Annotated in this window: 5 protein-coding genes; all 5 read right to left on the reverse strand. The window is 65.6% G+C overall.

Features of this window, described 5'->3' with window-relative positions:
* Window positions 1-68: 68 nt before the first annotated feature.
* On the reverse strand, window positions 69-323 hold the full coding sequence (locus tag ABTW65_RS13525) for a DUF8617 domain-containing protein (protein WP_350660780.1): 255 nt from the start codon (window positions 321-323) through the stop codon (window positions 69-71).
* The gene (locus ABTW65_RS13530) at window positions 323-8,299 is read right to left on the reverse strand and encodes a DNRLRE domain-containing protein (RefSeq protein WP_350660782.1); all 7,977 of its coding nucleotides are present in this window, start codon (window positions 8,297-8,299) and stop codon (window positions 323-325) included. Before ABTW65_RS13530 ends, ABTW65_RS13525 begins: the two co-directional genes overlap by 1 nt.
* A 1,182-nt stretch (window positions 8,300-9,481) precedes the next feature.
* The gene (locus tag ABTW65_RS13535; RefSeq protein WP_350660784.1) at window positions 9,482-9,727 is read right to left on the reverse strand and encodes a hypothetical protein; all 246 of its coding nucleotides are present in this window, start codon (window positions 9,725-9,727) and stop codon (window positions 9,482-9,484) included.
* Window positions 9,728-9,902: 175 nt separating this feature from the next.
* Window positions 9,903-10,871 (reverse strand): AraC family transcriptional regulator, encoded by a 969-nt coding sequence (locus ABTW65_RS13540; RefSeq protein ID WP_350660786.1) that lies wholly within the window; start codon window positions 10,869-10,871, stop codon window positions 9,903-9,905.
* Between the two features lie 162 nt (window positions 10,872-11,033).
* Window positions 11,034-12,515 carry a flavin-containing monooxygenase gene (locus ABTW65_RS13545; RefSeq protein WP_350660788.1) on the reverse strand — a complete coding sequence of 494 codons (1,482 nt, stop codon included), beginning with the start codon at window positions 12,513-12,515 and terminating at the stop codon, window positions 11,034-11,036.
* Between the last annotated feature and the right edge of the window lie 42 nt (window positions 12,516-12,557).

Consider the following 12,557-nt stretch of genomic DNA (forward strand, 5'->3'; position numbering starts at 1 on the left):
CGTTCCCAATCGAACGTACGCAGTTCCGCGCTCATTGCGTCGCTGCCGCCGCGGCTCTGCCGGTTGGCTCAGCCTGGCAACCAAGGACCCTCCGCTGGGGAGTACAGAGTTGGCGAAGCCTCGACACCGTCCCAATAGATCCACAGGTGCCCGCTGCTCGGACACTTGAACATCACCGTTGCGTCCATGTACAGCTTGTCAAGATCCACAACTTCCGGGAGTTCGTCGAATGTTTGGTCTGCAAGCAAGTTCCACTGATACGGATGCGGAATGTCGCCGCTGGTGCGGATCGTGTAGCCACAAACACACTGAAACTTGGCCATCAGGGGAGCACCACCACATCGGAAACGCGGCTCGTACTGTTGGCTACCCTCGCCATGATGTCTCCTAGGTCGGCACGAGTGACGCTCGTCTGGCTCAGATCAAGGACCACGCCACCACCTTGAACCTGCGAGCCCTTCTTCGCAATCGCACGGATGATGCTATTTGGATTCGATGACGTCGGCGTGTATACGTCGTACTGCAACCCGTCTACAAGTAGGTCGCTCGTCGCCGTCCCACGGGCGCCCACAGGGTCTCTCAGTTCCACGTTTCGCCCAAGCGAGGACATATGCTCCGCCGCCCGGAGTTCGCTTGCCGACGCATTCGCCGCTGTTACCGACAGCGACCCGCCCTTCGCGGCACCTCGTTCTCCCCGACCGAGGAGCCACGCGAAGAAGCCTGCGCCACCCGCTGCTCCACCCGTGGCTGCGATGCCTTCAGCGCCTGGGACGGACTCTGCTGCCCCGGCCGCGCATGCCTGCCGTGCCAATGCGCAGGCGGCTATGGCAACGGCGGCGAGGTATGCAACGGCGACGTTCTCTCGTGACTCCTCATAGGTAGGCCCTGGGATCTCGTTCCCGAAACCGGCGACGTAACCGCAGCGCTGTCCCGTGTGGTCACACATGACGGGGAGATCGGCGTATGGGTCGGCGCTTTCGGTCTCGGGGTACCCATCGAAGTCGCCTTCATCGTCGGCAACTCCTTCTGGCTTTTGGGTCACCCTGGAGTCACACCTCGAGCACTCCTCACCATCGATGCCGACTGCTCGGTGGCCATCCAGGTCAACCATCCCGACAGGGTTGCCACCTGCGTAGGCGTACCGGTTGGTGCTCCATGGGTCGGTGCCGAGGGCGAGGTCTTTGAGGGCGCCTTGGTAGAAGTCGCGAGTCAGGAACCGGTTGATGCCGGGGTCGTAGTCACGGAACCCGATGTCATATGTCCCGGTGCCGCCATGGATCCGCTTCCCGGAGAAACGGTAGGGGTTCACGTTGTCGAGATCAGCCGCCATCTTGTCGGTCTCGCTGGCGGCGGTGGAGTAGGCGTCCTCGCCGGTGGTGCCCTTCTTGTCCGGCTGACCATAGGCCGTGTACCGGTAGGTCGAGGCAGTGGTCCCGTCCGTGCTGGTCATCGTCTCGATGTCGCCGTGCGGGTTGGTGCCGTAGTACTGGGTCTTGGTCGTGGTCCCGTTGACCGGGGTATCGGTCAGCTGCAGCTTCGACCCGTCGGGACCATAGGCGTAGTTCTTGGACACCTCCCACGCCCCACCGGTGTTCTTCTCCTCCTCGACCGCGACCTGGTCGCTGGTGCCGAGGTAGGTGAACCGCACCGACTTGGTCGGCTTCCCGGTGATCGCAGTGGACTGCGAGGTCGTACGATCGAAGGGGTCGAAGGACTGGTTCTTGGTCAGCTGCAAGACACCCGCGGAGTCATAGCGCTGCTCCCGGATAGTTCGGTCGAACCCGTCGTAGGCGTAACGCTCGATCGTCTGGCCGGCGTTGTCCCGACTGATCAAACGCCCGTAGGGGTCATAGCGACTGTAAGTGGTACCGGCGCCGGTGACCACGCTGCTCGAGAGGCGGTCACGGTCGAAGGTCGAGGTCGTGGTGATCGCCCCGATGGTCTGCTTGGTCGTGTTCCCGGCCGCGTCATAGACGTAGGTCTCATCGTCTCCTGCATCCGCGCCGGTCTTGTCGACCGAGGCGAGCCGCCCGGCGGGGGTGTAGGCGAACGTCGAGCGCTGATCCAGGGTCCCGGTAGAGCCAGCCTGATCGAGCTTGGCCACATCGAAGGACTTTTGACCATCCTCGTTGTAATCCAGGGTGTGGGCCGCGACGACCTGCTTGCCGCGGTCCGCGCTGGTGCGCTCATCGGAGGTCCGCAGCAACCGGTCCTCGTAGAAGCTGTAGCCGACCCGGTTCCCGTTGGGCTTGGTCAGCGAGACCGGGAGCCCGCGAGAGTCGTACTCGTAGGAGTAGCGACTGTTTGCAGAGGTCGACTGGGGGCCAGTGGCGACGGTGGCGACCATGTTGCGTACGTCGTAGGTATATCCGGTGTAACGAGTCGCAGCCAGGTTCCCAGAACCCGTGTCAGCATCGAACTTGCGGTCGGCATAGGTGCTGGTCAGGTTCGAGTTCAGATCGTACGTGTAGGAAGTGGTGCGCCTGGTCGTCGTGCCAGCAAGCTCGGTGGAGGACTTGGCCCGACCGAGGCCGTCGTAACTGGTCCGGTAGGTGTCGGACTTCGCACCAGGGGTGTTGTCCTTGACCTCGGTGGTCAGACCGTTGCGGTCATAGGTGTACGCATACGCCTTGCTCGGGCCAGCAGCCGACGGGACCAGGGACACCCCATCGGCAACCACGACACCGTCCGCAGACGGCTTGAGGACGACGGTCTTGGTGATGCCGGCATCGAACCGGTAGGTCCCGAGGGACATCCACTTCTGGGCGCTGGTGCAAGTCTTCTGGTTGACGGTGGCGGTCTTGGCACCATCTGCGGTGTTGATGGTGTAAACCGCGGCGGTGGTGGTGTCGGCGCGGACCGGGCAGGAGGCCCTGACCTCATAGGTGTCGTTGTTGTCCGGGGTCACCTTCCATGTCGCCGTATCTGACGCACCGGTGGATCCGGCGGCTGCAGCGGCATGCCAGACGTAGTTGGAGCCGTCGATGTTGGAGTCCTGACCCGTGTTGCTCACCGTGGTCCAAGCAGCGCTGGGTGCGGCGGTGAACATGGAACTGTTGGCGTTGCTGTAGTACTTGATCAGCTCACGGGGTGCCTGGTCATCGTTGGATGCCACCGACCCGTCGGGGTAATACGACATCGAAGTGGTGCGGGTCGATGCCGCGTCAGCGTTGGGGTTGTTGAACTTGCGTTGTGTCTGCTGGCCGAGCTGGTTATAGAGGTAAGAGGTAGCCAGGCCGTGCGGGTCGGTGGTGGTCTTGATCTCGCCCGAGGGGAAGTAGGTGAAGTTGGTCCACTGATCCGCGGCGGCCGGGGCAGTGGCGTCGAACGTGGGTTGCGACTGACGCTTCAAACGGCCAGCGGCGTCGTACTCGAAGAACGTCGAGGTCGGGTTCGGGTAAGCCGCATCACCGCTCTTGAACGGCGCCTTGGTCTGGGTCACCTCGCCGGCCAGGTTGTAGATCGTCTCCGAGGCGCGACCGGTGGGGCTGGTGGTCTTGATGACCTGGCCGACCTTGTCGTAGGCGGTCTTGGTGACCTGGTCCCTCGCGGACGTGGCTCCCCAGGCAGTGTGTGGGACGTGGGTCTCGATCGGGCGGCCGGCGGTGTCGTAGACCTTGCGGACCCGGACGCCGCGCGGGTCTACGGTCGCAGTCACAAGACCGTCGGCGTCGTACTCGGTCTTGGTGACGTACCCCTTCGCGTCCGTTGAGGTGATGGGGCGGTGGTTGAGGTCGTAGCCGACCTTGGCGGTGTAGTCGGAGTCCGCGGTGGTGGCGTTCTTGACCGGGTCGACGGTCATGACCAGGTTCCCCACTGTGTCGTAGCTCGACGTCGTGGTGGCGGTCTTGCTGGTCCCGTCGGTGTCGACGAACGGAACATCGACGCGGATCTGCTGACCGACCTTGTTGTAGACGTACCGGGTGACGAAGTCGTTGGCGTTGCTGGTGGTGGCCACGCCTTCGGGGGCAGTCTGCTCGATCAGCTGACCCAGGTCGTCGTAGGAGGTGGTGATGGCCCTGCCGGTGGTGTTGTTGTCCGGCAGGGCCTGCCGAGTCGGCAGATCAGCCGCGTTGTAGGTGCTGGTGGTGACCGCGCCGTTGGCGGCGGTCGAGGAGGTCAGGTTGTCGTTGAGGTCGTAGGCCGACACCGTCGTACGGGTGGCCTTCGGCGAGCCTGGAGCGGAGTCATCGCCGGGGGTGGTGACCTTGGTCGGGCGGCCGAACCCGTCGTACTCGACCGTTGAGACGTTGTTGAGTGGGTCGGTGACGGTCAGCGTATTGCCGCGGGGGTCGTAGGTCATCGACGAGGACCTGTCGGTCGTGGCCGTGATCTGCGAGGTGACCTTGGTCGGCATCCCGGAGACGTCGTAGGTGTTGTAGGTGGTGACCGCGCCGTTCGCATCGGTCGCCGTGGCCAGCAGACCCTCGGGCTTGTAGGTGTAGCTGGTCGTGTTTCCGAGCGGGTCCGCCACACTCTTCAACCCACCGGTGGCTGGGTCGTTTGTGAAGGTCCATTTCCGGCCGGCGGCGCTGGTCTTGGTCTTCAACGCTGTCGGGGCGCCCGGTGCGTTCGGGAGTCGCTCATAGGTCAGCTTGACCCCGGCTCCCCCGGTCTTCACGGCCTGGGCATCACGGATGGTCAGGGGATAGCCGGTGCGGTTGTCGTAGTCCCATGTCGAGACCGCGCCGTTGGCTTCCTCGAGCCGGATCACATTGTGGTCCTTGTCCCAGCCGAGCTTGGTGGTCTGCTGCAGCGAGTCGGTCACCGAGGTGGTCCGGCCGTACCCGTCGACCCGGTAGGTCGTGACGGTGTCCCCCGGGCTACCTGGGGTGCCGCCGCCCGGGGAGGCGGTCGTGTTGTTGTCGGTGACCACCGCGCGGTTGTCCACTCCCTCGGAGCCGTCGGGGTCGGAGTAGGTGAAGTCGGTGGTCTTGTTTCGGCGGTCGGTGAACGTCTTGGGCCAGTTGGCGTAGGCAGAGTTCTCCGTCGAGGTGAAGTACGCGATCCGGGAGACGTTGTCCCTCGGGTCGGTGATCGAGGTCATCAACGTGTTCGAGTTGGCCGAGTCGTTGGTGTAGGTGAACCCGAACCGCTTCACCGGCGCTGTGGACACCCCCTCGACCGGGACCGCGGTGTCGCTCAGGCTGGTCAGCATGTGGGCCGCGTTGTAGCCGAAGGACAGCTTCTGGCCGGCGATGTCGGTGATCGAGGTCAGACCAGCAGCATCCCAGTTGAGGGACAGCACCGTACGACCCTGGGAGTCCTTCACCGTCTCCAGGCGGTCACCGGTGCTCGAATAGCCGAAGGAGAGCCGGTTGCCATATGTGTCGACGACCGCAGTCTGCAGCCCGGCATCCACCGCGGTCGCAACCACCTGGCCCGTGGCGGGGTCCTTCTCTTCAGGCGCATCCTGCTGCGCGAAGAAGAACCGGGTTCCGTCCGGACGTGTGAACACCCACTGCTCCCGCACCGGCGCCGTCGCATCGCGATGCAACTCCAACGCCACCCCCGCGGGACGGTCGTACTCGAGAATGTTGGGAGTCGTCGTGTCGTCGTGGATCTTGTAGGTGTGGCCGGTGCCGTCACCATCGACGAAGGTCATCAGGTTGTTGGTCGATCCACCTGTGGGGACCGAGAGCCTCGACCCGAGACGGGTCAGGGTGCCGGGCTGGATCGAGATACCCCAGCCTGCGCCCGCGTCTGTCGCATCCTTGGAGTTGTAGGTGGCACGCACGAAGGCGGACGGGCCGACCGACGGGTTCGAGATCGCTTCATAGGACCACGACTCGTTGCCCGAAGACAGGTTCGTCAAGACCTGCGAGCCGGCACCGGTCTCTTCACCGGTGTAGGTACCGAACTTCTCCAACCCGAGCGCGTTGGAGGTCGCGGACTCGACATAGCGGTCCTGGCACAGCAACCCGGTCGCAACCATTGCACAACCCGGCGTGGAATTCTGGCCACCACCTGGCTTGTAGGCATGCGCTGCGGACCACCAGGTGCCGTCGGTTGTGTTGCGCAGGTCCAGGTAGAAGTCATAGGCAAGTCGCTTCGACCCGGTGTCGGAGTTGATCGGGGTACGTACGGGCAGGGTCAGGTCGACCGACTCTCCCGGTTCCAACACCCGCCCGACCGCGACCTTGAGCCGGTCACCCTCGACGGTGATGTCCTGGGGCGAATCGGGCTCGGTCCACCGGTAGGTGAGTTCCAGGGTCGATGGCCAGGCGGTGTCGGTGGTGTTGGTGACCGTCACCGGAACGCGGGTGATCGTGCCCGGCACGAAGCGTTGCGGCATGGTGGGCGCTTCGAAGACCTGGTCGTCGTTCTTGACCAGGTGCTCGACCCGCAGCCGGGGCCGCAGGTTCGGATCGAGTGCCTCGCTGTTCAAGAACCAGACTCGATGGGTCGAGGCTGCCTCGTCGCGGATCTTCAGCAGCAGCCCGTTCGGGGCGCCCGCGGTCCCGTCGACCCAGCCCTGCACCGTAGACTTCAACCCGGTGCTGTCGAAGGTCACCCTGTCTGGGCCGTTGCCGATGCTCGCCGAGGCGACCGCGGTGGCCTTGTAGGCGCCACCATCGGTCCAGTCCTGCGCCGTCGAGGCCCGTTGCCAGGTTGCCTGGTTCTCGACGAACCCGCTGGTCAGCTCGTGCAGGTCGTAGGTCGAGGTGGCACCGGTCCCCGAGGACTTCCATAGCTCGAAGGAGGCTGAGGTCACCTTGACTCGCCGGTTGACCGGGGAGGTGTCGAACCCGAACACCGCCCGCTCATCACCGTAGGTGGCGTGGTTGTTGCCGGCCTGCACCCAGGTCCGGTCCCCCGCGGTGACCTCATCGGGGTTGGGCAGGTTCGTGGTCGGCTTCGCGGCCGACAGGGTTGTGTCTGCGACATCCACCGTTGGGCTGGCGGTGAAGATCCGTGCGATCCGGCCCTCCTGTGGGGTCTGGACCGTCACAGGCGCCCCCACCGCCGTGCCGTCGCGGCCCTCCTCAGCACTACCACCCGAGGACGGAGCTTGGGTATCGGCCACGGTGCGGGCAACCACCCAGTAGCGGTAGGACGCCTTCTCGGTCCCGGTCGAGGCAACCGCGGTGTCGTCACGGAACTGCAGCGTGTCCGCCGGGACCGTGCCGACCAGCTTCAACGCTCCGTTGCGGGCGTACTCGGTGGTGAAGTCCTCACCCACCGGAGTCGCGCACGCGGCCTGCGGCAGCGACACGCAGCCACGGAAGATCTGATACTCCGCGACATCATCGTCCTGCGCGAAGGACGGGTCCGAGGCCGAGGACCACGACAGTTCCGGGCCATCGGCGTGCACTGTGGACGGGACGCTCTGCACCGGGCCGGGCTGCCCAAGGACCACGACCAGCTGCGGACGCGTGTCGCCCTCGGCCTCCGTGGCGTATGGGGCATCGCTGGAGTGGTAGTACGGGCCACCCAGCGGGGTGGTGGACTCGTTGTAGGCCTTGACCGTCAGCCCGAAGTTCGATGCCGGGTTTTCCACCCAATTCTGCACCATCGACCCCACACCGTAGGTGTGCCAGCCATCGCGCTGCGTCGCGCCCTTGAACGCGCGGGCGTACTCCATCCACCGCACCGCATCCGCCATCGGCGCAGTCGCGGTCGAACCGCTCTGGCGGGTCATCCGGATCCGGGCCGTCGCGCCCGGGGCGAAGTGCTGCTGGGTCGAGACCCGCATCCACGGCCCCGCCGTCGCGGTCTGGTCGATCCCGACCGAGAGGCTCGTGCCCTGATCACCGGTCGCGGTGTAGGTCGGCGTCCCTCGCGAGGCGCCCGGCAGGTAGCGCATGTCGGTCTCGTAGAGCCCTGCCCACGGCAGCTTCGCGTTCCAGTCGAACGTGTCGGCCGTGGTCCCCGAGCCCAGCGAGGAGTACGAACCGTAGATCGCCCCAGTGTCTGCGGCGTCCTTCCACGGACCGCTGAACGAGGTCGCGCCGCTGTCGGAGTCATCGACCAGGAACTGGTTGAAGTAGTTGATGTTCGTGAACGAGGTGTTCATCCCGTCCCAGGTCGCGGTGTCCTCAGTCCACGCCTTCGTGACCTGATAGGCACGCATCTCGATCGGGTCGGTCTCGGTGTTGTGCACCGACGAGAAGTGCAACCGCAGTTGCGCGGCATAGACCTGCGCATCGGTAGGGATCGCCGAGGTGTCGAACTTGAACAACCCACGGAATAGACCCGAGGTGCCCTTTCCGACCGTGATCGTCGAGGCCCCCGGATAGCTCGTCGTGGGCGCACCCTGAGCGATCGAGGTGTCCTGACCATCCGTGGCGTCCGGCATACACCAGCGTGGGGTCGATGCTGACCGGCCACTCCCGCGACTTCTGGCCTAGCCAGTCCGCCTCAGGTGTGACCGTCACCGTCGTCGTGCCGTCCTCGGTCTCACCCAACTTCTGGGTCACTGCATCCGAACGCACCCCGGCCGCATCCGTCATGAACGGCGCCGGCAGCACCAGCCGCGGCCGCTTGGCTTCTTTGCTCTTGTAGAGACCGATCGCACCACCCTCGATCTCTCGGGCAACCAGACCCTTGATGTCCAACGCGAAGGCGAAACCCCCAGCCGGGGCGGCCGCGGCATCGGGAAGAAGGATCTCCTCCTTCAACTCACCCGCCGCCACCGTGTAACGCAGGTCGGCCGAGCCGAAAACATCGTCGACATCGACCTGGGAACCCTTCGCCTCGGGCGTCAGCTTCCCATCCTGGCCGACCGCGCCCAGCGAGACCGACCAGCCATCGCCCGTGGCCGAGGCCAGATCGTGGCGCGACTTGCCGAAGCGGGTCTCGAACACGTTCGACTCGTTCGCGAACGCCGTCGCGCCAGCGCCCGGGTCGACCTCGGTCTCGATCGGCTGCCACTCATCCGAAGACGACTTACGCCAGTGCAACGGCGCCGTGCTCAACGTGACCTGACGCGTCCCATCCGACATCAGATGCGTCGTCGACCGCTCGCGCCGCTGGCCCGCCAACTCCCGCACCCGATACGGCTTGACCGAACCCGCATCCTTACGACGCTTCTCCCCCACCGTGGCTGCAGCCGACTTCAACCGCGCCGACGGCTTCGCCGCCACCGCCGGACTTGGCGCCTTCAGTTGTGCGACCCGCGGAGCAGCGGCGCCGGCCATAGCCGGAGGCGCAGCGGTCGCCGGCAACGCCAGCCCTGTCAGCATCAGCACCACGCTCAACAGTCCGATCACGGACGTCAAAACAGCGCGAACGATCGCTCGAGACACAGAAGGCACGAGAACTCCTGGAGAGAAGCAGTGGGGGAGATCTGTACGCGAAAACGGCTACACACGCGTACAGAACGAATCAAAGTCGTGCCCGAGCAGCGAGCCAGGAACCTATACGGGCATCCGCATCGGCCGCCACGGCAATTCGGAAGTCTTTACTCAAGGTCACCCAATGTGCCGCTCTCCGGACCAGACGTCCCCTCTCGACCGCGGCGGCCATCGGCGCTGTTCGCTCAGAGTCCGAGGTCGCTGCTGGAAGTGGCAGCCAGGGTTTTGAGGGGCCGGATGTGGCGGTCGAGGAGGACGTTGAGGCTGCGATGGCGGGTCTGGTCGGCGAGCCGATCGTCCGGATGGCCGAGAGGAACGCCTCTTCGATGGCGCGAAGAGATTCGCGCGTTAGTCGACCAGGCCGACTGCTGCGGCGAGCTCGTCTGCGCCATCGCGCAGCGGCTTGGGCCTTCCAGCAGTTGCACGGTCATGCGGCAGGCGTACCCGATATAGCGGACAGTTTCAGGAGCGGATCGATGCGCGGCCCACACGTCGCCATGGCCTTCTGGTATTCGCCTTCAAGTGCTGAGCGCGCGCAACCTCCGCGGATCGAGGCCGTGAATCGCCAGCCCGTCATGGTGGTATCGATTCAGAGGGGGCGCGTAGTCATCGCATGAGGGTCTGAGACGGGAGTTCCTGGAACTGTGCCCGGTACGCCTGGGAGAACCGGCCGAGGTGGAAGAAGCCCCACTGGGCGGCGACCTCGGTGACCGAGGTGGCGGTCGCGTCGGCGGCGAGCAGGTCGGAGTGGGCGCGGTCGAGCCGCGTACGCCGCCAGTACTCCAGCGGGGTGGTGTCGAGGTCGCGCTGGAACGCCTCCTGCAGCGTGCGGGTGGAGACGCCGACTTTCTGGGCGAGCTCGGCGACCTTCCAGGGGCGCTCGGGGTGGGCCTCGAGGAGGTCCACGGCCATGCGTACGGCACGGGAGATGGTGGGGGATCCGGTCTCGGAGACGATCTCGAGGGACGTGTTGGCCTGGATCGTCAGCAGTCCTCCGATGAGGGCCTGCTCGTAGGGCGCTGCCACCAGCGGAGAGCTCATCAGCGAGCCACCGGCCTCGACGTTGTCGTAGGCCATCCGCACCATCTTCAGCCAGTCGCGCACCTCGGGCCGGCCGAGGTCGAGCGTGGGGTCGAAGACCACCGGCCCCGAGCCGCCGATGCCTGCGGCCGCCTCCTCGACGGCGCTGCGCCGGATGTAGACCTGCAGCTTCTCGCAGCCGTCGGACCAGAGCATGTCGACCGGCTCGGTCGGCGAGCCGATCGAAGCGCGGGTGCGGTCGGCGAGGACGACGTGCTCCCCCACCTTGACCTTGGCGCTGCCTGCCAGCGGGAGCTGGATCAGGTAGAAGTCGTCGAAGGTGCCCGGAGTGATCCGCACCTCGTCGCCGTAGCGCATGTAGTTGAGCATCACGTCCTCGCCCAGCGGCGCGGCGTTGTGCACCATGTCGAGGTGGGAACCGGCCTTGGTCAGCGCCAGGTAATGGGCACAGAATCGTTCGGCTACGGCTTCTCTGGCCTGGTCCACGTCAGTGGTGGCGACAACGGTGTGGCGGCCCAGCAGGGGACGGGGCAATGGAGGCTCCTGGCGCGTGGCTCGATTGACCGAAGAGCGTAGCGGAGCCCGCACCGTGTCAACGCGAACACGGCGCAATCACTGTCTAAGGTCCCAGCCCAGGTCCTGACCCGGCCCGAACGAGATGCCGGTCCCACCCAGGAGTACCGGCATCTCGCCGTACTAGCTCCTCGCTGCCAGCTTCTCCACGAGTCTGGGAGTGATGGAGGCGTACGCCTTCGGGTCGATCGGCAGCAGCCACTGCACTGCTTTGACCCGCTTGCTGACGTCGATGCCGACGTCTCCGAGAACCTCATCGATGTTGTGCATCGAGAATGGGATGATGTTGGTGCCGCGGGCGTGGTGGCCGTCGGTGCGCTCCCGCATCCAGGCCAGTCGCGCGGTGACGTGGGCCTCCATCTCCTCCACCGGCGGGACCTCGTGGCCGCCACCGAGGTGCGAGCCGATCCAGACGGCGCTCATCTCGGCCGAGAGCGGCGAGAAGAACGAGGAGTTGTAGCCGGCGAAGGTCAGGTCCTTCACGCTCAGCGGCAGGATCTGGCGGTAGAGCTGGTAGTCGCCGTTGTCGTCGGTGAGCTGGTCCTGGATCTCCTCGGAGAAGAACGGGAGCTCCTGCTTGAAGCCGGTCGCCGTGACCACGACATCGGCGGGCACCGCCCGGCCGTTGGCGAGCTCGGCGTACGGCTTGCCGTCCTTCGTCACGAACGCGGCGATCTCGGTGTCGCGCTCGACGGCGATGTCACCGGCCTCGACGCCCTCGAAGAAGCCCTCGGTGGCCAGCGAGACCGTCGAGCGGGCGATGTCGGTGAACTGGCCCTTGGGCAGCAGCCCGAGCTTCTTCAGCTTGAGCTGGCTGCTCGTGACCGACTCGACGCTGCCGACCATCGAGCCGGCCATCTTCGATCCGCCCGCGTGCAGGGCCTTCTCGGCCCCGCGGATGCTCTGGTAGGGGAACAGCCCCTCCCCCAGGCGGGTGAGCAGCAGCATCTTGTAGTTGAGGACGCCCTTGATCTTGCGGGGCATCTTCCACAGCAGCTGCCGTGCGACCACGGTGGTCGAGGCCGCCTCCTTGGCGATCTCGACGGCCACGTCGCAGGCCGACTTCCCGTAGCCGACGACCACGACGTCCTTGCCCTTGACGGTCTCCAGGTCGTGCAGCTCGCTCGCGGCGAGGATCCGGCCGCCGGCGGCCTCGAGCTCGTCGACCCCGTCGTACGCAGGGGCGAACGGCTCCGAGAAGACGCCGCTGGCCACGATCAGGTGATCGTGGTGCTCGGTCGTCTCGCCGTCCTCACCTGCCACGGCGATGTCCCAGCCGCCCCCTCCAGCCGGCTGGGCACTCCGCACCTCGGTGGAGAGCTTGATCATCGGGGCGAGCTCGAACTTCTCGACGTACATCTCGAGGTAGCTCTGCACCTGCTCGCCACTGAGCCACTCCGGGAACACCTTGGGCATCCTCAGGTCCGAGAGCGTGTAGGAGTCCTTGTTGTTCTGCGTCGTCAGGCCCGGGTAACGACGGGTCCGGCTCCAGACGCCGCCGACATCCGGGGCCTTCTCGTAGACGGTGACGTCATGACCGAGCTCGGTGAGCACCTTGGCCGAGGCAACGCCTGCGAACCCGGCACCGATGACCGCGATCTTCACTTTTCTGTTTCCTCTCGCAGCGGGATCTGCGTCATGGAAACG

The sequence above is a fragment of the Nocardioides sp. NPDC127503 genome (assembly GCF_040302165.1).
In the GTDB taxonomy this organism is placed as follows: Bacteria; Actinomycetota; Actinomycetes; order Propionibacteriales; family Nocardioidaceae; genus Nocardioides.

Excerpts from the sequence above, each read along its gene's own strand:
- ABTW65_RS13525 (WP_350660780.1), bottom strand. The coding sequence starts at position 323 with ATGGCCAAGTTTCAGTGTGTTTGTGGCTACACGATCCGCACCAGCGGC.
- ABTW65_RS13530 (WP_350660782.1), bottom strand. The coding sequence starts at position 8,299 with ATGCCGGACGCCACGGATGGTCAGGACACCTCGATCGCTCAGGGTGCG.
- ABTW65_RS13535 (WP_350660784.1), bottom strand. The coding sequence starts at position 9,727 with ATGACCGTGCAACTGCTGGAAGGCCCAAGCCGCTGCGCGATGGCGCAG.